The sequence below is a fragment of the Candidatus Methylomirabilota bacterium genome, assembly GCA_028870115.1.
Taxonomy (GTDB): Bacteria; Methylomirabilota; Methylomirabilia; order Methylomirabilales; family Methylomirabilaceae; genus Methylomirabilis.
Window position 1 is genome coordinate 1 of sequence record JAGWQH010000074.1, and the last position, 18829, is coordinate 18829.

Consider the following 18829-nt stretch of genomic DNA (forward strand, 5'->3'; position numbering starts at 1 on the left):
AAACGTAATTCGAGTCCCGTTCAGATCGATATCGTTAGGCACGTAATCCGTATTCCCTTTTCCCAGGATAGGGTTCCTGACCGTTTTCACGACCAGAGCGTGCCGCTCTGAATCGATGAGTGTCGGTAACACAGTCGAACTCCCGAACGCTTTGGCATAACGATGAAAAGAAAGCAATTCATCGATCTGTCCTAATGCCTCTAACGCCCGCTGAACATCGCGCGAGTCTCTATAGCCATCCCGCAAGGGATAGATAATACTGTCTCTGTCAAAACCTCCGACGACAGGTCCATACAGCAGGAATGAGGGGAGTAAGAACACCATCACGGCGGGCATCGCGTACGGGGAGATTCCCAGCGCGGGGGCGTAGTACAGGAAAAGACCCATTGCAATCACGAGCGCGACGATCAGTCGTGGCTTGAAGAGGGTCGGTCTGAATTTGATGGCAGGGGTCAACAGCCATTTTTCAGTCTTCGTCCGGATTGCCCTCTCCGTCAGGTAGGCAGGACCTTCCATCAAGGCGTACGATCGTGTGGAGCCAAACGCCTTGAGCGCGTCAAGACGTGCGCGCAGATAGGGGCTTTCAGGTGTCGGCAGACCCTGAGCGCTCTTGACGAGCCCGAGCATGAGTTCCGTTCCTTGCCGGTACGTTTTGTGCCCGTAACCTCCCGTCTCCATTTTGCCCTTGGGATCCCCAAAGCCGCCGACAAAGGTCCCAAATAGCAGACGGTAAAATTCCTCCTCCTGTTTCGCGGCATGATGCACCAGCGCCTCGATGCGCGCTCTCAGATCGGCGTTCGAGTCCAGCTCTTTGACCGCATCCTGCTTGGCCGTGATGGCCTCGATCGAATTCAACGGGTGGGCTAACGAGCGGTACAGCGTCGCTTGCCCAGCGATGGTGTCGGCGTAATTGACGGCGTCGAACAGCCGGTCGACTTCTATCGTGTTGAACGTACGCTCATCGAGGACGCCTTCCCCTGTCGCCGCCGCCTTCGTCGAGCGAACGGACAGTTCCTTGCCGATGGCTGTCAGAAGAGGTTTCTGCATTCGCACACTCCCATTGAGAAAGTCACCACTAAGGTAGCACCTCCTGCCCGCTTCTGGCCAGTCCTATAGTGGCACCCTTCCGGGTCATGTCCTTCGCCATTCCTTTGCCACCCATCTGTTAGAAGCAGGTGCAATGTTGGCCGTCGTCCACATTCAGACAAAATTCTTGTTAAGTGCCGGAAAAGGTTATAGAGTTTGGGCCAGCCTCAACAACGGCTGGTCGAGACAGACAGCTTACATAATAGTTCGCATGACGGGAGACCTACAACTACGCGCAGATAACGACCGATATAGCGCAGGACTACTACCAACAGAACTTTGCCAACGACGGGCAGCGGTTTGTCGCATGGTATCTGCGCAATATACACCTCCGCGACCCAATCTAAGCTCGCGACGACATTACCGACGGGGCCGACGACATTGTCAAGATTGCGGGAATCAGTCTCAATATGGCACTTGAGGCAGCCGCGAACAAGCCACAACCTGCGAATCGGGTGTTTAGCCCGCAGAACTGGATAAAGGCGGAGACGTGTCTTGCCGGTATCAACTTTGCCATTCACAACAATTTCAACATGCTGCCGTTGATGCCGGGCGGCAAAGAGATGAAGGCGCGCCTCGACGCTGCCCTCATGCTGGAAGCGGAAGACTTTGAGTACCGATGGGCAGCAGACTGAAATGCGAACAACGGCATGCAGCGGACGCGCTTCACGCGCCGCTGATACCGTGCGTGCGACGCAATTGAGGACCGTGACCACATGCCGCCCAAAATTCGAGAACTGATCTCCAATTTGGAAAGGTCAGGTTTCATCGATCGGGGTGGCAAGGGGAGCCATCGGAACTTTGTGCACCCGAAGGTCACGAAACCGATCACAATATCCGGCGCCCCGGGTGATGAAGCAAAGCACTACCAGGTTCGGGCGGTCCGCCGTGCGATTGAGGAGTCAAAGACATGAAGGACAGTGCGCGATACGCGAAGATTGTTGAATGGTCGGAGGAAGACCAATGCTACGTCGGAAGCTCTCCGGGTCTCATCTATGGAGGCTGCCACGGATCGGATGAAAAGGCGGTATTTGACGAGCTCTGCCACATCGTCGAAGAAGCCATTGCGCTGTATAAAAAGGATGGCAAACCACTTCCGCCACCGACGTCTGGTCGCGACTTCGCCAATAGGATGCAGAACGTCGCTTAACAGCGCGTTCCAACGGAGCCGCGGGAGCTGCCGCGTCTTTGGTTGACCTCACTCGCGGCCCGTTGAACGCAGATATTCCACGGAAGAATCGCCGTATTGACAAGGATATCCTCGCAGGATATGTTGAAGCCACGAGCAAAACGATAGAATTTGAAACCGAATTGACTGGCGGTCCCACTCTGAGCATACCTCCAGAGATTGCCGCCGCCTTGCCGTCAAGGGGAAAGGTGACGATTGTGGTTGTTATGGACAGGGATCCCGAGTACACCACATGGCGCAAGGCGGCCTATGAGCAGTTTCTGAGTGATGACTCAGAGGAAGACGCCGTCTATGACAAGTACCGTTGAACTCGGCGACGTGTAAGTCTGTGTTTTTCCTTTCACCTCCGGGCAAGGGGCCAAGACCAGACCTGTTCTGGTGTTGATGGACCTCGGTCCCGATTGCCTCATCTGTCGAATCACCTCTGTCCCGCATCACGGTTTCCTCGACCTGCCGGTGACCAACTGGCAGGAAGCCGGTCTGGAGAAGCCATCTACCTACAATCCGGCTGTCTCGTTTGGTCACGGTGGAAAAGCCTCTCCTCAGGGTCCGTATCGGAAGATTGGCCCGCGCGGATTTGGATCGGGTGAGAACGCTGTGGAAGGAGAAGTTCCGTCTGGAGTGATCGTCGACCTACAGAGTGAAGGCGATGCGGGCACGCCACGCGCCTCAAACCGCACGTTAGGTTCCACACAGATGTTACCTTGACACCTATGCTGGTATGAAGTATTGTCATACCGAGAGGTGAACCATGGGAAGGTCCAAGGTTGCGATCTCTTTAGATGAGTCAACCCTTAATCGTCTCGACAAACTGGTTCAGAAACACGTGTTTCCCAGTCGAAGTCAGGCCATTGAGGAAGCAGTCGCCGAGAAACTCGCCCGGCTCGAGAGAAGTCGTCTCGCTCAAGAGTGTGCCAAACTTGATCCGGCGTTCGAGAAAGCGCTTGCGGAAGAGGGCCTTGCTGGGGATCTCGTGGAATGGCCCGAATACTGAGGGGTGAGATCCGCTGGGCCGACTTGAATCCGGGACGGGGACGTGAACAGGCAGGGCTACGTCCGGTTTTGATTCTGAGTCAGGATGTTTTCAATGAACGTTCCGGAACTGTCATTGCTGTTGCTCTCACGAGCCACCCTCAACGCGCGGGCTTTCCCTTGACGCTTGAACTTCATGCCAAAGGACTTCCGAAACAATCGTGGGTGAAAATTAGCCAGATTCGGACACTTGCGGTTGAAAGGATTGGGAAGGTGATCGGAAGGGCATCTCCAGAAGAAGTCGCCCAGGTAATTGAGGGGTTCAACGAGATTATCGGAACCTAACTTTGCGTTTCAGATCGATCGCTTACCAGCGCCGGCTGAGCTTCAGCGCTAGGCAAACACCACGGTCTTGTTGCCGTGCACCAGCACCTTGTCCTCCAGGTGCCAGGTGACGGCCCGCGCCAGCACCATCCGCTCTACATGGCGGCCGATCCGCTTCAGGTCCTCCACATTGTGGCGGTGATCCACGCGTTCCACATCCTGCTCAATGATCGGCCCGCCATCCAACGCGTCGGTCGCGTAATGCGCGGTAGCGCCGATCAATTTGACCCCTCGCGAGAGCGCCTGCGCATAGGGATCCGCCCCGACAAAGGCCGGCAAGAAGCTGTGGTGGATGTTGATAATCCGGTTGGGAAAGCGGCGGATGAAAGATGGCGAGAGAATTCGCATGTACCGCGCCATGATGATCAGGTCAACCTTGCCTTCGACCAGTTGGAGCTGTGCGGCCTCGGCCTGATGTTGTTTTTCCCGGGTAACCGCGATGTGGTGAAAGGGAATGCCGTAGGCCTCTACAGGTTCGCGCAGGTTGGGATGATTGCTCACCACCATCGCGATATCTGCGGCTATATCGTGAGCCCTCCATCGCCAGAGCAGCTCCAGCAGACAGTGATCCTCCTTCGAAACAAAGATGGCTAACGGCTTGACGCGGGCGGCGTTCGCCAGCCTCCAATCCATTCGGAATCGGCGGGCGACCGGTTCAAAGGCTCTCTCCAGCTCAGCGATACGGCGATTCAGTTCAGGCAGGTCAAACTCGATCCGCATGAAGAAGACGCCCCCCTCCGGGTCGGTGGTGTGCTGGTCCGAGTGTACAATATTGGCGCCTTGTTCAAACAGGCAGTGCGAGACGGCCGCAACGATACCGGGACGGTCAGGGCACGAGATCAACAGGCGGGCACGCGTGTGCAACATTACAGCCTACTCCCATGTGGCGCCAAACCGGGGTCTACTACGGGTGAGCGGGACTGAAGCGAACAGATGAGTTGGTGCGCGAGGCCATCCGCATGCAGGCGCTCGGCCAGCTTGATCTGTTGAGGTGTAGCGTTGCTGGCCGGGCGCCGTTCCGCTTATCGCTTCGCCTTGGCGAAGCGCCCTTCCCACTGTACGCCAGGGGCATTGGGGTCGGTAGGAATGTTCAGCTCGTAGTTGAACTGGCCCGTAAGGTATTCGTGGATATGTTTGGCGGCATGCTTCGCCTGTCCCATGGCCAGAATCACCGTAGAGCCGCCGGTAATGACATCGCCGCCGGCAAAGACCCCCTTCTTACTGGTATGGTAGGTCGTAGGATCCACCATCACGACGCCCCACTTGTTGGTGCGGAGCTCAGGCGTGAAGCTGGGGATGATCGGGTTCACATCGCACCCCAATGAGAATACCACCGTGTCCACCTCATCGATAAAATACTCGCCGGTGGGAAGAGGCTTTCTTCTGCCGGACTCATCCGGTTCGGACAGCTTCATGATCTCGCACCTGATGGCTTTGACGAAATGGCGCTCGTCGCCGATGAACTCCACAGGGTTGGAGAGCCACTTGAAGTCGACGAACTCCTGCTCGGCGTGCTCCAGCTCTTCTGTCCTGGCCGGGGCCTCCTCTCGCGAGCGGCGGTAGTAACAGCTGACATCCGCCCCAAGTCTCTTGCCGGTGCGAAGCACGTCCATGGCGGTGTTGCCCGCGCCGATAACCGCCATCTTCTTCCCCTGATAGAGGGGCGTGGGAGAGTGTGGGAACTCGTTGGCGTGCATCAGGTAGATTCTGGTGAGATACTCGTTCGCGGAATAGATGCCGTTCAGATTTTCACCGGGGATGCCCAACATTCTTGGCAGGCCCGCGCCGGAGCCGACGAACACCGCATCGAACCCTTCCTTTTCCAGAAGGTCGTCGATGGTGAGGATCTTACCGATGACCATATTGTAGACGAACTCTACCCCCATATCTTCAAGCAGTTTAAGATCTTCGTCGATGACCTCCAATGGCAGGCGGAATCGCGGAATACCGTACACCATCACACCCCCGCCCCGGTGGAACGCCTCGAACACCGTCACCTCGTGGCCGCGAGTGCGCAGCTCGTAGGCGCAGGTCATCCCCGAAGGACCGGAGCCGATGACGGCCACCCGCTTGCCGGTGGGGGGCGGCATGTCGGGAATCCGGTCCAGCTTGTGCTCCCGCTCGTAGTCCGCCACATATCGCTCGAGGTTGCCGATGCCCACCGGATCGTTCTTCTTGCCCACCACGCACACCGCTTCGCACTGCTTGTCCTGAGGACACACACGGCCGCAGGCGGCTGGAAGGAAGTTGGTCTCGCGAATCTTCTTCGCCGCGCCGGGGATATCCCCCTCCTCAACCAATTTGATGAATGCGGGGATGTTGATACCCACAGGACACGCGGGTACGCATTCAGGCTTCTTGCACTGAATGCACCGCATCGCCTCGTCCATGGCCTGTTCCTGCGAGTAGCCGACGGGTACCTCCTCCCAGGTGTGAATGCGCAGCCCTGCCTCATGCAAAGGCATGTGGTTGCGCGGCTTTTTCATCCGCTCCTTTGAGCTCAATCCCTTGCTTACTTCTGCCATCTCGACGCCTCTCCCTTATCGCTGCATCGCCTCAAAGGCGATCTTCTCTTGCTCTACGAACATCTGCTGGCGTTTCATCAGCTCGTTGAAGTCCACCTGATGCGCATTGAAATCGGGCCCGTGGTAGCAGGCGAACCTGGTTTTCCCGCCTACCGTCACCCGGCAGGCACCGCACATTCCGGTGCCGTCCACCATGATGGCGTTCAGCGAGACCCAAGTTTCGATCCCCTTCCCCTCCGTCATCCTGGCCACGGCCATCATCATCGGTACGGGGCCGACCGCCAGCACCATGGACACCTTCTCTCTCGCCATGATCTGTTCCAGCGCATGGGTGACGAAGCCTTGAATCCCAACCGACCCGTCATTGGTGGTGACGAACACTTCGTCGCACACCGCTTTGAGTTCGTCCACCAGTATCAACAGGTCCTTCGTACGGGCGCCCACCACGCCGTAGACCTTATTGCCAAGCTGCCTCAAATCTCGCGCCGTGGGGATGACGGCGCCGGTGCCGTAGCCGCCGCCCAGCACCACACAGGCGCCGTCATATTTGGCCACATGCGAGCGCTGGCCCAGCGGCCCGACAACATCCTTGAAGCTATCGCCTACGTTCTTTCGGGTGGCCTCAGTGGACGTCCTGCCCGCAGCCATGATGACGATCTCGATATATCCCTTGTCCCTGTCCCATCCGGCGATGGAAAGCGGGATGCGCTCGCTGTCATAGTTGGGACGCATAATGATAAACTGCCCAGCCTGTATTTTTTTGGCCAGAAGCGGTGCGTTCACCTTGAAGTAGTAGGTGTTGGCGCACAGCTCCCGCTTTTCAATTATCGAAAAATCCTGATAGTATCTGCCCCTGGGCGGGCTCTCGCTCCCATCCAGGCTGTGTTGACAGTAGTGAAGTTGATATTCGGCTTCGCTGCGGACAATAAAGGCATTGTCCCAATCGAAGTGATCCATCCCGAGGATGGCACGGAAGGCGTTGTGACTTTTCTCCACCTGCTCCGGCGTGAAATAGGAGTTGCGGACACCTTTCCCGATCGCGCGCACCGCGTGCCTGCGGACAAGAGGCGACGGATCCGAGAGGCCGGCGAACAGCGTATCGAACAGCACCGATCGATCCGCGTCACTGACCGTCTCAGGGGCAATACGGTTAAAGATCCGCCCCACACAGTAAAAGGCGGCGGACTTCACCTGTTTGTTGCCGGAATCCGCACATCTCAAGGCCTCAGGCAGAATCCTCGCAATAGCCGGATCGGTAAAACGTCCCGCCGCCAACAGGAGGTTGATCTGGGCGTAGTCGTCGCGCCTGCTCGTGTCGAACCAGGAACGAAGCAGATCCACGACCGGCGCGCCGATCTGTCCCAAGGCGCCGGCGAAATGCTCCGCCGATTCCGCATCGGCCTCAACGAGTTGCTCAATAATCCATTCGGCGATCTCTGCGCCCAGGGAGGCCAGGACCGACTCGCTCTGATCAATAAGTTGCGCAAGTTCCTCATCGCCGGCATGGTCACGATAGAAGGAGGTGGAGACTGCCGCCGCCAACTCTCGCTTCTCTTCCAAAGACACGTCGGCAAGCGTCGACACCTCCGCCAGCGCAGCCTTTAACTGCTCGGTATTCTGGGACGAAATTTTGGCTGTAATACTGTTGATTCTATTTGTCATCGGAACATGCTTCCTCCAAAAAACCTTCAACTCTCACAACACGCTTACACTCTTGCGGTGCTTGGGTAAAAGCCCAATTTATGATACACAAAATTCTACCGACTTACAACCAAATCTGTAATCCCTGGCGCAACCCAGCAGTTTTGGTAGTAACGGACGATGGGGTCACCTGTCGAACGACGACCAGTTATCTGAGAAAGCGCTTGACATCCTCCCCGTTCCGCATTGATAGTGCAAGTGACGTGCGCGTGAAGTCGATGTTCGCCGGTTCATCGCATTGTGAGCATCGGTCACAGCATCATATGCGGCTCAGCCTTATAGGGAGTGAACGTGGAGAGTACAGATGGATCATAAGAAGACGGGATATGTCCCGGCGTTAGGCTGGAATTTTCTTACCCCACTCTACGATCCCCTCGTTCGCCTGACTACGCGCGAGATGAGCTTCAAGAACCGCCTCCTGGATGAAGCAGGCATCGACGAAACCGCTCGGATCCTGGATATGGGATGCGGTACGGGCACGCTGCTCCTGCTGGTGAGACGCAGATCAAAATCTCTATTGGCTGTCGGCCTGGATGGTGATATGAACGTGCTGGGCATTGCAAGGTCAAAGGCTCGGAGGCATACTGAGCAGATCACTCTGGTCCAGGCCTTCTGCTTTGCTATTCCTTTTGCCGACAGTGCGTTCGATCGGGTCCTCTCGAGCCTGATGTTGCATCATCTGACGCGATCCGAAAAGGTTCGAACGCTGCAGGAGGTCTTTCGCGTTCTGCGCCCGGGGGGCGAGTTACACGTTGCCGACTGGGGGCGACCCCACAACCTACTGATGCGCATATTGGCTTTTTCAGTGCGCCTTGGCGACAGTTTCGCAAGGACTGCGGACAACGTGAAGGGGCGCCTGCCTGCGCTCTTCCGGGACGCCGGGTTTGAGAAGGTATCGGAACCAGCCCGGTTTGCGACGCTATTCGGCACGTTGTCGCTGTACAAGGCGCACAAGCCATTCACGGCTGCCGCTCAATCGTCATAGACCGGGTCCTAAAGGGAAGAGCTAGAGGAGGCGAATATGGCTGCGGTAGCCGCTATCATCTTTGTCGTGATGGCCTTATTTGGTTTGGCGTGGCCCTTTCTCTACACGTATAAGCTCAAGTGGAGAACAATCAGTTTAGATAAAGAGATCCAGTACTTCCAGAATCGAGTGGCCATTGCAACCTCGGATGTCATTCCCGACAGGGCGACAGAGCAGGTACTGGGTCCCGTAACGGGGACCTCGCGCATACCCGCCTCTAACGATGACGAGCGGAAGCTGGCCGAGCGGGAGGCGATGCACAGCCTCATTAAGCAAGCACTCCGGATGGGCGCCAACGCAGTCCTCGATATGAAAATGGCTACAGACAGTTACGAGCACACAGACCCGAAGAAGTTTCTCGTCCTCCCTGCCGTTACGTTCACGGCCACGAAGGTGACATATGTGGGAACGGCCGTAAAAGTGGCTGTGATGGATTCTCCGGGAGAGGGACCAAGGAGCGCCTCATGAGTACACAGACCGTCATGAATAATGTAGAACTATGCACCGTTTAGCGCATCTCGTTGAGGATTTGATTTGACAGAGCCGACGATTATCGCTAAATTATTATGTCAGGATATTTCCGTGCGGTCCCTCTTCGCGCCCACCCCTCTGGATTGTGGCAATCCTCATACGAACGTTACCGAGGCGATAACGAGATGCTGAACAGTATGACCGGGTTCGGGCAAGGGGAGTGTGTCACCTCTTCGAGGCGATACGTATGCGAACTACAGTCGGTGAACCATCGGTATCTGGAGACCCGTGCCCGGATCCCCAAGCGGCTTAGCGCCCTGGAGTTACAGATCCTGAAGACCCTGCAGGGACGCTTCGCCAGAGGGCGGTTCGACGTAACGGTGCTTGAGGAGTTGACGGATGAGCAGTCCTGCACGCTGCGTATAAATCGTCCACTGGCCTATGCGTATCTCGATGCCGTCAAGACGCTCCAGTCGGAACTCGGCCTTACGGGAGAGGTGACGCTGGAACTGTTGCTTTCCCGATCGGATCTGTTTGATCTGGAAGGAGAGAAACCCGGAGAGGCGGATGCCGACTGGCCGGCGGTCTCGACTGCGCTTGAAGGAGCGATGAATGCTCTCGCTGAGATGCGGCGGGAGGAGGGAAAGGCGCTCGAGGCTGCCCTGCTCGGCCACCTGGACCTGGTCGAGGCGATCGTGGCGACGATTGTCGCCCGCGCGCCGGACGTGGTGCAGAACTACAAGCGTCGTCTGGAGCTTCGGCTCCAGCGCCTGCTGGAGGAGCATTCGGTTGATCCCGGGCGGCTTGAACAGGAGGTCGCAATCCTGGCTGAGCGTTCGGATATCACGGAAGAGATCACGCGGGTTACAAGCCATCTCCGACAGTTCCGGGACCTCATCCAGCAACAGGGTCCGCATGGTCGGCGGATGGAGTTTCTCTTGCAAGAGATGCAACGCGAGACGAACACTATCGGCGCCAAGGCGAACGATGCCAAGACCTCGCACGATGTCATTACATTAAAAAGTATTCTGGAACAGCTCCGGGAGCAGGTTCAGAACGTCGAGTAAGAAGGGACGAATATAGTGGCCGCAAAGCTGCTGAACGTCGGGTTCGGAAATATGGTGGCGGTTGCCAGGGTCATCGCCATTGTCGATCCCGGTTCGGCCCCAATGAAGCGATTGAAGGATGAGGCCAAGCAGGCCGGTAAGCTGGTTGATGCGACCAACGGCAGGCGTACCCGGTCCATCATCGTGACCGATAGCGACCATGTCGTACTGTCGGCCATCCAGACCGAGACGATCGCCCAGCGGTTCGAGGCCGATGCGCTGTCCGATCGACCGGACAAGGGCTTGCGAAGAGAATGAATCGGCAGAGGTTGATGGTGGTCGTGTCGGCCCCTTCAGGGGCGGGGAAGACCTCCTTGTGTCGGGAGGCCGCACGGCGGTTGCCCCACCTGATTCACTCCGTCTCCTATACGACCCGTGCGCCCAGGCCGGACGAACAGGATGGACGCGACTATCACTTCGTGAACGAGCCTATCTTCCGAAAGATGATCGAGGCGGGCGAATTCGCAGAGTGGGCGTACGTACATGGCCACCTGTATGGGACCAGCCGCCCGCTGCTGGAGAAACAGTTTGCGGAAGGCCTTGATGTCATCCTTGATATCGACACGCAGGGGGCAGCCAGGCTCAGACAGGACTACCACACGGGGGTATTTGTTTTTGTCGTTCCCCCTACCTTCGATCTCCTGGAAACCAGGCTGCGGCAGCGGCGAACCGACTCGGAGGAAGAGATTCGCCGTCGCCTGGCCATGGCCAGAGAGGAACTGCATCACTACCGGCATTACCAGTATATTGTCGTAAATGATATCTTCGAAAAGGCCGTCAAGCAGCTTTGCTGCATTATCACTGCCGAACGATCCCGAAGAGATCGAGTGGATCTCTCCTTTCTGGATCTGGGAATCGACTGAGGTAGGGAGGATTTTGGATATGCCGCTCTTTCCCTTAGAACAACTCTTGACGCACGTGGACAGCAAATATCGCCTGGTGATCATCGCCGCCAAGCGCGCGAAGCAGTTGATGCGCGGTGGGGAGCACCTGATCGTTCCGAAGAGCATTAAGCCGACGTATATTGCTCTGGAGGAAATAGGCGCCGGAAAGCTGGCCTATGAAATGAAGCTGGTAGAGGGTGCAGGGGCAGTGGAACTGGTGGGCCCAGAGGCTGGGGCTACCTGGTTCCGAAGCCTCTCCGTTGGGGACACCCTTAGCGAGGAGGAACTTGTCGAGAAGGAAGAAGAGGAAAAGGAGGGGGGCGAGTTGGAGGAGACCCCGGTGGAGTTGCTCGCCGAATCGGGCGAGGAGATAGAGAAATTGGAGGTGACCGACCTCGATACCCTGGAAGAGCCTGGGGAAGTAGAGGACGAAGCCTAAAGGTGACGGGTATTGTGTTGGCGGGCGGCAAGTCCTCGCGGATGGGTTTCAACAAGGCCTTTATCGAATTCGGGGGCAAGCGACTGATCGAGACGACGGTGGACTGCCTGAGGACGCTCTTTTCGGAGGTTTTGATCATTGCTAATGACCCCCCGCGCTACGCCTACCTTGGTGTCAAGGTCATCCCCGATCTGATCCCCGACTCCGGCTCGCTCGGCGGGATCTATACGGGGCTGAGCGCTGCGAGTCACCCTAGGTGTTTCTTTGTTGCCTGCGATATGCCTTTTCTCAACGCCGATCTGATCAAGCTCCTGGTCAGCGAGGCCGAAGGTTGGGATGCGGTGGTGCCACGTGTGAAAGGTGAATTGCAGCCGCTGCATGCTGTATACGCCAAGTCGTGTCTCCCGCTCATTAAAGAGAATATCGACGCCTCAGTGCTGAAGATTGTCCGATTTTTTCCAAAGGCCAGGGTAAAGATTATCGAGGAGCCGGCCCTTAAGGTGGTGGACCCGTACCTCCTCGGGTTCGTGAACGTCAACACCCCACTGGAGCTCGAACAGGCGGAGGCGGTCAGACGACACCCACATAGTCATCAGCGATCAACTGAAAGCTGAAATGCGGCTGCTGTGATTCTGACCGCTCGTCTTGTACTGCCGATTTCCGGTCCTCCGCTTTTGGATGGCGGCCTCTTCATTCGCGACGGGGCCATTTGCGCGGTCGGCAACGCGGCTGCGCTCCTCAGAGATTTTGCAACAGAACCTCACGACGATCTCGGGAATACGGTCCTCCTTCCCGGTCTGGTCAATGTTCATACCCACCTGGAGCTGACGGGCCTGCACGGCCGTCTGCCCCTTGGTAAATCGTTTACCGAATGGGCGATCGCCCTGCTCGATCTTCGCGCCGAGTTAGATGACGAGTTCTTCGCCACGTCAGTTCGCTTGGGCGCAACGGCTCTGCTCCGGAGCGGTGTGACCTGCGTCGCCGACATTACGACGTCCGGCAGCAGCGTCGTCCCCCTCAAGGCAGCGGGGCTCCGGGGCGTTATCTTTCAGGAGATTCTGGGACCCCACCCTGAGCAGGCTACAGAACGGCTCGATGCTGCCGAGCAGGCCCTGCGGTCGCTTCAACGCCAGACGAGTGAAAGTCTGTTGTCGGTCGGCCTGTCGCCCCACGCGCCGTACAGCCTGTCCGAGCCGCTCCTGCTGCGCTGCGCCGAACTGCTGCGGCGCCAGCGGCTGCCGGCGACCATGCATGTGGCGGAATCGCCTGAGGAGGTAACATATATCGGGTTGGGACTCGGGCCGATCGCCGCCAAGTTGCTGCCCGTCGTAGGCCGGCATTCGCCATCCCATCGGGTCTGCGGCGAAAGCCCGGTCGCGTTCCTCGACCGAGTCGGCTTGCTGTCGGATCGGCTACTGGCCGTCCATCTGGTTCATGTTGGGATCTCTGATATCCAGGTACTGCGACAGCGTGGAGTGGCGCTGGCCGTTTGCCCTCGGAGTAATCACTACCTTATGGTGGGGACTGCGCCGCTGCCCAGATGCCTTGCGGCATCGCTGCGGGTCGGCCTGGGGACCGATTCGCTGGCCAGCAACGAGACACTGAGCCTCTGGGACGAGATGCGATTTGCACACCGGCTCTATGGCGGGGCGATCACAGCACAGCAACTCGTGACAATGGCAACGCTCGGCGGGGCTACTGCGCTTGGAATGGCCGATACCATCGGGTCGCTTGCGCCCGGTAAGCGCGCGGACCTCACTGTCCTGGGCATCGATCATCTCGACGATACCGACCCGTATGGATCAGTCCTCAATCAGGCCACGGATGGCTCAGTTGTCTTGAGTATGGTAGAAGGCAAGATCCTGTATCAACGCGAGGGGGTTACGCGGTGAAACCGTCATTAGGGAAGGTAGCCTATATCAATTGTGAGCCGGTGTATTACGGGATCGAGCAGGGCGCGATTCCGGTCGAATGCCGGATCGTTGACGGGACGCCTGCCGAGTTGAACCGTATGCTCCAGGCGGGGGATCTTGATCTGTCGGTTATCTCCGCCATCGAGTATGCGCGCCATGCGGACAGGTATCTGCTCCTTCAGGACCTGGCGATCGGCTCGGATGGCCCGGCGGAAAGTGTCTTGTTTTTGAGTCGGGTAAAGCTATCCGACCTGGATGGGAGACCGGTCTACCTGAGCAGGGATTCCCTTACATCGGTCTTCCTGTTGAAGCTTCTACTCGCGAAGGCGTACGGGATAAGACCGCGGTTTCTACCTGCTAAGGTGGAGACGATCGATTCGCTTCCGGAGGATGTCGCCGGGGTCTTGATGATCGGCGATCCGGCGCTCCGGGCAAGGGGACAACTCCCCTTCACTCTTGATTTGGGCCAGGGATGGAAGAGATTGACGGGTCTGCCGTTTGTCTTTGCCGTCTGGGCGGTGCGCCGGGACTTCTATCGCGATCATCGGGAAGAGATCCATCGGCTTCATCGCGCCCTGCTCAGTTCCAAGCGCTACAGCCTCGCTCGACTTGATGAGATCTGCGCGACAGTCTGTCAACGGGTTGGGCTGGACCGAGACGCCTGCGCAATCTATCTGAAGGAGCGCCTCTCCTTCGACCTGACCCCACGACATCTCGACGGGCTCCACCGTTTTTTCACGCTGTTAGAGGCGGAAGGCGAACTCGCATCCACGCCTGCATTGGAGTTTATTGATGCCATGTAGCGTCACGCGCCCGAATAAGCCAATCGAGCGCTACGCATAAGACTGGCGATTCTGATGGCTAATGAGTCCCGCTCTTCTTCGACTCCTTGCCCTCAGCCTTCGTGCTTCTGCCATCGGCCGAGGCCGCTTTCTTCTCCGCTTCGACGGCCCTTTTTCGCTCGGGGTTGGCATAATCAGTCACGTACCACCCCGATCCCTTAAAGAGCAGCCCGGGGGCGGAGAGAACTTTATAGACTTTTCCCTGGCATAACACGCACTTTTTAATCGGCTTATCCGAGATCTTTTGGATTACCTCGAACCTGTGATGACAGACTTCGCACTCGTATTCGTAAATCGGCACAAATGCCACCTCCTTTTCGACCAACCTCACCAGAAGAGGACCGATAACGGCACGCCTCTGCTGCCGTACGCTCGTTGGCTCAAGCTGGTTCGGCTCAGCCGCATGCAGTAGAATAAGCCACGAGTCCCGCAATGTCAAGGTGGCAAGCCTATCGGTTCTGAGCCGAAACGGCCGGCGCCGGTCAGTCCTGAGGCAGGTGAGGAGGATTTTTCTTGACAGTAGCGTGGCTTAACAGGTAAGAACATTATAAAATATGACGATACTGCACCCCGATCATTCCACGTTAATCTCCGCGCCGCGCCGTCTCATTTCATTACGTTCACAGGCGGGGCTCTGTGCCGAGTCATGCGCGCGGCCTGATCGGCTTGACGAGGCGAGGCGAGTCCTGACTCAGGCAGGCCAGGTTCGACTGCTCCCTGTCGGACGCCGCAGCTAGTTCCGTGTTGCCCACATTACTCGAGCAACGTTCGTCGATGAAGAAAACTGTGATCATTGCCGCGGTCCTCGTGGTCGTGGCCGGCTTGGCATCCGTCTATGCTCTGCTCAACGATTGGCTCGATCTGCGAGGGTACTGGGAGTGGATTGAGCTCTTCCTCAATGAACAGAATTTAGCCCGGTACGTCAAACAGGCCGGACCGTGGGGACCTCTCGTGTTCATCGGACTCCAGGCCCTCCAGGTCATTGTCGCGCCGATCCCCGGTGAGGCGACGGGCGTCATCGGCGGATATCTCTTCGGGACGCTACCTGGTCTCATCTATTCCTCGATCGGCCTGACCATCGGCTCCTGCCTCGCCTTCGGACTAGGTCGTTGGCTGGGCCACCGTTTCGCTCACTGGTTCGTCACAGCCGAGACGTACGAAATGTTCTTCTTCCTCACGCGGACCCAGGGTAAGTTGATCACCTTCCTCCTCTTTCTTATCCCCGGCTTCCCGAAAGACTTCTTGTGCTACATCCTTGGTGCCAGCCCCCTGCCGTTTAGCGCGTTCTTCCTGCTGAGCACCGTGGGCCGTATCCCCGGTACCTGGCTCCTTTCTATGCAGGGAGGACAGGTCCGCACCGCTCACTACGGCAGTTTCCTTACCCTTGTTTTCCTCCTGTCCGGGGCGCTCCTGCTGCTCTATCTGTATCGGGAGCCGCTCTTCAGATGGATCAAACTCGATCATTATCGGCGGCAGCGGCGGAAGCGAGACATGGCGAGGGACCAGGAAGTCGGATGAGCCTCTGGATGGGTCCTGGAGCCCAAGTGGGACCCAGGCGATGAGCACAGCGTTGCGGTTGATCATTGCCATCCTTTTGCCCCTTCAGTGGATAGGTATCCGGCTCTTTGGCGTTCACCTGCCGCCTCAGTGGGAGGCGGTGGGCGCCGGATTGGCCATCTTTGGGGCGGCGTTCATTCTCTCCTGGGCGGCGGAGGTGGCACAAGTTGATATCCCGCAGGCGCTTGCGCTGGCCTTTCTCGCGCTGATCGCCGTACTTCCGGAATATGCGGTGGATATCTACTTTGCCTGGTCTGCCGGCAAGGACCCGACCTACACCTCCTACGCCACTGCCAACATGACCGGCGCAAATCGTCTGCTGATCGGCCTTGGGTGGGCCTCCGTTGTCGCGACATTCTGGCTCAAGACCCGACATCGGCAGGTCGTCCTCGACCGTTCTCACTCCATCGAACTCCTTCATCTTGTGCTCGCTACCACCTATAGCTTTATGATTCCCCTGAAAGGGACCCTCTCGGCGCTCGATTCAACCGTCCTGTTGGCGATCTTTGTGTCGTACATGATTTCGGCCTCGAAGGCGAACGTTGTCGAGCCTGAACTGGACGGAGGGGTCGGAGAACTATTGATGCAGATGCGGCCGACGCTGCGTCGGTTGGCTACCATCGCGATGTTCGTCTATGCCGGGCTCGGCATCTATCTCTCGGCCGCGCCCTTCGCCGAAGGCCTGCTGGCCACCGGCCGGAGATTCGCGATTGAGGAATTTCTACTGGTGCAGTGGCTGGCGCCGCTGGCCTCCGAGTCGCCAGAGTTCATTGTAGCGATCGTCTTCGCGCTTCGCGGAAACCCCGGAGCCAGCATCGGGACGCTTGTATCGTCCAAGGTCAATCAATGGACCCTCCTGATCGGTACGCTCCCCCTCGCCTACAACATTTCTGCCGGCCATCTTGGCGCCATGCGCCTCGATGCCAGGCAGACAGAGGAGATATTCCTGACAGCAGCTCAATCGTTCTTCGCGGTTGCCGTGCTGGCTAATCTTTCATTCTCGCTGGCGGAGGCCGGCCTCATCTTCGTCCTCTTCGCCACGCAACTGTTGTTTACGGATCCTCTCTTCCGCTACCTGTATGCCATTGCGTACATAGCGCTTGCGGCGGCGTGGCTGATCGCAAGCCGCTCAAGCCGGCAAGGCCTTGCGACCATGGTAATGGAGCGTTGGGTCGGAAGAGGCATGGCGGCTTCTCATCAGAAATGAAAAGGGACAATCCAGTGAGAACAGGTAATGGTCGAAGAGCTGGATTGAGCAGGGGGGCGGCGTTTCCCAACAGCAAGGACTCAATCCGATGCAACCTGTTGACAGGTTAGAGACGGCATATTTAGGCTTGAACCAAAGGGATACTGCGCCGAAAACGTAGATTATCCGTTATATCATCAACGCCGCCTGAGAGGCGTCGAGCAGAAAGGGAATCAATGAACGAAGAGAAGAGGCTCGCCCTCTTCATCGACTTCGAGAATATCGCGATCGGGATCAAGGAGGCCAAGCACAAGCAGTTCGAGATCGGCCTCGTGCTCTAGCGGCTCGTGGAGAAGGGAAAGATCATGGTGAAGCGAGCCTATGCCGATTGGGGACGCTACGCCGAGCATAAACGGGCCCTTCACGAGGCGGCCATTGAGTTGATCGACATCCCGCAGAAGCGAATCAGCGGCAAGAACAGTGCCGACATCCGGCTGGCGGTGGATGCCATGGATATGGCCTACTCGAAGGAGCATCTCGACACCTTTGTCATTGTCTCTGGCGATAGCGATTTTTCGCCTTTGGTCTCCAAGTTGCGTGAGAACAACAAGGAGGTCATTGGCCTCGGCGTCAAGAATTCGGTTTCGGAGCTGTTAGTGGACAACTGTGACGAATTTATCTACTACGAAGATCTGATCCGCCATCCCAAGAAACCGCCCGTCCTTTCCGGTCTGCCCGAGAAGAAGGTGGAGGCGTTCGAGCTTCTGGGAGACTCTATCCAGGCTCTTCTGCGGGAGAATAAAGAGGTGCTCTGGGGCTCGATGGTCAAGCAGACGATGATCCGCAAGCGGCCCTCCTTCAACGAAGGGTATTACGGGTACAGTACCTTTTCCAAGCTGCTGGAAGATGCCGCTAAACATAATATTATCGAGCTGAAGCGAGACCCGAAAAGTGGGACGTACATCATCACCAGTTTCGCTGAGGCCGCGTAGGTAAGCGAGCGCACGTCGCTTCTGTGAGCAGTTGGGGGACTCCAGTGATCCCGCTGGTACGCATGTCGCGTGAAGTCTTGGTTGCTTGAGGGCAGATCCCAGATGAAGGAGCGACCCCGCCAGGACGAGCACGTTCGGGTCGACCACCTGGTCGGAGTGATCTTTTGTAGCGTAACCGGGTTCAACGCGGTCCTCCTCTACAACCATGCCATTCAAGGCAACTGGGGCTGGTTCACGCTCATCCTCTTGGTTTGCGTCCTGTTTCCCGGTCTTGTCCCGTATTTCAACTTGGTTCAGGCTCTTCGAGAGGGACGCCTGAAGAGGCGATGGCAGGAGCCTCTCGGGGTGGTTATCGGGGCCATCGACAGCATCGCCATCCTTAGTCACTGGCCGGGCGCCCTCGTCGATGTCTCGTGGGTCTCGACCTTCATCATCGGCACGGCTGCGGCGTTTTTCCTGGTCGTTCAGTCCCGGTAACGGAGCATGGGCGATAAAACACTGATCTACACGGTACAGGGTCCGGTAGCTACCATTACTCTGAACCGGCCCGATCGTTAC

24 protein-coding genes and 1 pseudogene are annotated in these 18829 nt (G+C 57.5%); 20 read left to right on the forward strand and 5 right to left on the reverse strand.

Features of this window, described 5'->3' with window-relative positions:
* A partial coding sequence (locus tag KGL31_08235) for a DNA mismatch repair protein MutS (protein MDE2321887.1) occupies positions 1-1047 on the reverse strand: 1047 nt, incomplete at its 3' end.
* A 449-nt stretch (positions 1048-1496) separates the two neighbouring features.
* Here KGL31_08235 and KGL31_08240 point away from each other — a divergent pair.
* The 7 genes from KGL31_08240 to KGL31_08270 all read left to right on the forward strand — a co-directional run bounded on the left by KGL31_08240 (position 1497) and on the right by KGL31_08270 (position 3592).
* Positions 1497-1721, forward strand: a complete 225-nt coding sequence (locus tag KGL31_08240) for a hypothetical protein (GenBank protein MDE2321888.1) — start codon at positions 1497-1499, stop codon at positions 1719-1721.
* Between the two features lie 81 nt (positions 1722-1802).
* Entirely contained in the window at positions 1803-2000 is a 198-nt protein-coding gene (locus tag KGL31_08245) for a type II toxin-antitoxin system HicA family toxin (GenBank protein ID MDE2321889.1), read from the forward strand.
* Positions 1997-2236 (forward strand): hypothetical protein, encoded by a 240-nt coding sequence (locus KGL31_08250; GenBank protein MDE2321890.1) that lies wholly within the window; start codon positions 1997-1999, stop codon positions 2234-2236. The genes KGL31_08245 and KGL31_08250 overlap by 4 nt, the downstream gene beginning before the upstream one ends.
* A gap of 38 nt (positions 2237-2274) precedes the next feature.
* On the forward strand, positions 2275-2583 hold the full coding sequence (locus KGL31_08255) for a hypothetical protein (GenBank protein ID MDE2321891.1): 309 nt from the start codon (positions 2275-2277) through the stop codon (positions 2581-2583).
* 76 nt (positions 2584-2659) lie between these two features.
* A complete protein-coding gene (locus KGL31_08260) occupies positions 2660-2983 on the forward strand; it encodes a hypothetical protein (protein MDE2321892.1) in 324 nt (107 codons plus the stop codon).
* A gap of 43 nt (positions 2984-3026) precedes the next feature.
* Entirely contained in the window at positions 3027-3269 is a 243-nt protein-coding gene (locus KGL31_08265) for a ribbon-helix-helix protein, CopG family (GenBank protein ID MDE2321893.1), read from the forward strand.
* On the forward strand, positions 3254-3592 hold the full coding sequence (locus KGL31_08270; protein MDE2321894.1) for a type II toxin-antitoxin system PemK/MazF family toxin: 339 nt from the start codon (positions 3254-3256) through the stop codon (positions 3590-3592). Before KGL31_08265 ends, KGL31_08270 begins: the two co-directional genes overlap by 16 nt.
* A gap of 48 nt (positions 3593-3640) precedes the next feature.
* Here the strand turns inward: KGL31_08270 and purU are convergent, their stop codons facing one another.
* From purU to KGL31_08285, 3 genes are all read right to left on the reverse strand, one after another.
* Positions 3641-4498 carry a formyltetrahydrofolate deformylase gene (gene purU, locus KGL31_08275; GenBank protein MDE2321895.1) on the reverse strand — a complete coding sequence of 286 codons (858 nt, stop codon included), beginning with the start codon at positions 4496-4498 and terminating at the stop codon, positions 3641-3643.
* Between the two features lie 155 nt (positions 4499-4653).
* Positions 4654-6156 (reverse strand): NADPH-dependent glutamate synthase, encoded by a 1503-nt coding sequence (gene gltA, locus KGL31_08280; protein MDE2321896.1) that lies wholly within the window; start codon positions 6154-6156, stop codon positions 4654-4656.
* A gap of 15 nt (positions 6157-6171) precedes the next feature.
* Complete coding sequence (locus tag KGL31_08285) at positions 6172-7113, reverse strand: sulfide/dihydroorotate dehydrogenase-like FAD/NAD-binding protein (GenBank protein ID MDE2321897.1); 942 nt, start codon at positions 7111-7113, stop codon at positions 6172-6174.
* A 1048-nt stretch (positions 7114-8161) separates the two neighbouring features.
* Between KGL31_08285 and KGL31_08290 the strand changes: the two genes are divergently transcribed.
* From KGL31_08290 to KGL31_08330, 9 genes are all read left to right on the forward strand, one after another.
* Positions 8162-8842 carry a class I SAM-dependent methyltransferase gene (locus tag KGL31_08290; GenBank protein MDE2321898.1) on the forward strand — a complete coding sequence of 227 codons (681 nt, stop codon included), beginning with the start codon at positions 8162-8164 and terminating at the stop codon, positions 8840-8842.
* 36 nt (positions 8843-8878) lie between these two features.
* A complete protein-coding gene (locus KGL31_08295; protein ID MDE2321899.1) occupies positions 8879-9349 on the forward strand; it encodes a hypothetical protein in 471 nt (156 codons plus the stop codon).
* 188 nt (positions 9350-9537) lie between these two features.
* Complete coding sequence (locus KGL31_08300; GenBank protein MDE2321900.1) at positions 9538-10419, forward strand: YicC family protein; 882 nt, start codon at positions 9538-9540, stop codon at positions 10417-10419.
* A 15-nt stretch (positions 10420-10434) separates the two neighbouring features.
* Positions 10435-10716 (forward strand): DUF370 domain-containing protein, encoded by a 282-nt coding sequence (locus tag KGL31_08305; GenBank protein ID MDE2321901.1) that lies wholly within the window; start codon positions 10435-10437, stop codon positions 10714-10716.
* The gene (gmk, locus tag KGL31_08310; protein ID MDE2321902.1) at positions 10713-11321 is read left to right on the forward strand and encodes a guanylate kinase; all 609 of its coding nucleotides are present in this window, start codon (positions 10713-10715) and stop codon (positions 11319-11321) included. The genes KGL31_08305 and gmk overlap by 4 nt, the downstream gene beginning before the upstream one ends.
* A 19-nt stretch (positions 11322-11340) precedes the next feature.
* Complete coding sequence (gene rpoZ / locus KGL31_08315; protein ID MDE2321903.1) at positions 11341-11781, forward strand: DNA-directed RNA polymerase subunit omega; 441 nt, start codon at positions 11341-11343, stop codon at positions 11779-11781.
* 2 nt (positions 11782-11783) lie between these two features.
* On the forward strand, positions 11784-12395 hold the full coding sequence (locus KGL31_08320; GenBank protein ID MDE2321904.1) for a molybdenum cofactor guanylyltransferase: 612 nt from the start codon (positions 11784-11786) through the stop codon (positions 12393-12395).
* Positions 12396-12407: 12 nt separating this feature from the next.
* On the forward strand, positions 12408-13673 hold the full coding sequence (locus KGL31_08325; GenBank protein MDE2321905.1) for an amidohydrolase family protein: 1266 nt from the start codon (positions 12408-12410) through the stop codon (positions 13671-13673).
* On the forward strand, positions 13670-14497 hold the full coding sequence (locus KGL31_08330; protein ID MDE2321906.1) for a menaquinone biosynthesis protein: 828 nt from the start codon (positions 13670-13672) through the stop codon (positions 14495-14497). Before KGL31_08325 ends, KGL31_08330 begins: the two co-directional genes overlap by 4 nt.
* A 58-nt stretch (positions 14498-14555) precedes the next feature.
* On the opposite strand, the gene KGL31_08335 is transcribed toward KGL31_08330, so the two are convergent.
* Positions 14556-14837, reverse strand: a complete 282-nt coding sequence (locus tag KGL31_08335; protein ID MDE2321907.1) for a zinc ribbon domain-containing protein — start codon at positions 14835-14837, stop codon at positions 14556-14558.
* 473 nt (positions 14838-15310) lie between these two features.
* On the opposite strand from KGL31_08335, the gene KGL31_08340 reads away from it, so the two are divergent.
* From KGL31_08340 to KGL31_08355, 4 genes and pseudogenes are all read left to right on the forward strand, one after another.
* A complete protein-coding gene (locus KGL31_08340) occupies positions 15311-16054 on the forward strand; it encodes a TVP38/TMEM64 family protein (GenBank protein ID MDE2321908.1) in 744 nt (247 codons plus the stop codon).
* Positions 16055-16094: 40 nt separating this feature from the next.
* Positions 16095-17300, forward strand: a complete 1206-nt coding sequence (locus KGL31_08345; protein MDE2321909.1) for a sodium:calcium antiporter — start codon at positions 16095-16097, stop codon at positions 17298-17300.
* 215 nt (positions 17301-17515) lie between these two features.
* Positions 17516-18271, forward strand: a pseudogene (locus KGL31_08350) (NYN domain-containing protein).
* Positions 18272-18373: 102 nt separating this feature from the next.
* The gene (locus KGL31_08355; protein ID MDE2321910.1) at positions 18374-18748 is read left to right on the forward strand and encodes a hypothetical protein; all 375 of its coding nucleotides are present in this window, start codon (positions 18374-18376) and stop codon (positions 18746-18748) included.
* Positions 18749-18829: the final 81 nt, after the last annotated feature.

Excerpts from the sequence above, each read along its gene's own strand:
- KGL31_08240 (MDE2321888.1), top strand. The coding sequence starts at position 1,497 with ATGGCACTTGAGGCAGCCGCGAACAAGCCACAACCTGCGAATCGGGTG.
- KGL31_08245 (MDE2321889.1), top strand. The coding sequence starts at position 1,803 with ATGCCGCCCAAAATTCGAGAACTGATCTCCAATTTGGAAAGGTCAGGT.
- KGL31_08250 (MDE2321890.1), top strand. The coding sequence starts at position 1,997 with ATGAAGGACAGTGCGCGATACGCGAAGATTGTTGAATGGTCGGAGGAA.
- KGL31_08260 (MDE2321892.1), top strand. The coding sequence starts at position 2,660 with ATGGACCTCGGTCCCGATTGCCTCATCTGTCGAATCACCTCTGTCCCG.
- KGL31_08265 (MDE2321893.1), top strand. The coding sequence starts at position 3,027 with ATGGGAAGGTCCAAGGTTGCGATCTCTTTAGATGAGTCAACCCTTAAT.
- KGL31_08270 (MDE2321894.1), top strand. The coding sequence starts at position 3,254 with ATGGCCCGAATACTGAGGGGTGAGATCCGCTGGGCCGACTTGAATCCG.
- purU (MDE2321895.1), bottom strand. The coding sequence starts at position 4,498 with ATGTTGCACACGCGTGCCCGCCTGTTGATCTCGTGCCCTGACCGTCCC.
- gltA (MDE2321896.1), bottom strand. The coding sequence starts at position 6,156 with ATGGCAGAAGTAAGCAAGGGATTGAGCTCAAAGGAGCGGATGAAAAAG.
- KGL31_08285 (MDE2321897.1), bottom strand. The coding sequence starts at position 7,113 with ATGGATCACTTCGATTGGGACAATGCCTTTATTGTCCGCAGCGAAGCC.
- KGL31_08290 (MDE2321898.1), top strand. The coding sequence starts at position 8,162 with ATGGATCATAAGAAGACGGGATATGTCCCGGCGTTAGGCTGGAATTTT.
- KGL31_08295 (MDE2321899.1), top strand. The coding sequence starts at position 8,879 with ATGGCTGCGGTAGCCGCTATCATCTTTGTCGTGATGGCCTTATTTGGT.
- KGL31_08300 (MDE2321900.1), top strand. The coding sequence starts at position 9,538 with ATGCTGAACAGTATGACCGGGTTCGGGCAAGGGGAGTGTGTCACCTCT.
- gmk (MDE2321902.1), top strand. The coding sequence starts at position 10,713 with ATGAATCGGCAGAGGTTGATGGTGGTCGTGTCGGCCCCTTCAGGGGCG.
- rpoZ (MDE2321903.1), top strand. The coding sequence starts at position 11,341 with ATGCCGCTCTTTCCCTTAGAACAACTCTTGACGCACGTGGACAGCAAA.
- KGL31_08340 (MDE2321908.1), top strand. The coding sequence starts at position 15,311 with ATGAAGAAAACTGTGATCATTGCCGCGGTCCTCGTGGTCGTGGCCGGC.
- KGL31_08345 (MDE2321909.1), top strand. The coding sequence starts at position 16,095 with ATGAGCACAGCGTTGCGGTTGATCATTGCCATCCTTTTGCCCCTTCAG.
- KGL31_08355 (MDE2321910.1), top strand. The coding sequence starts at position 18,374 with ATGAAGGAGCGACCCCGCCAGGACGAGCACGTTCGGGTCGACCACCTG.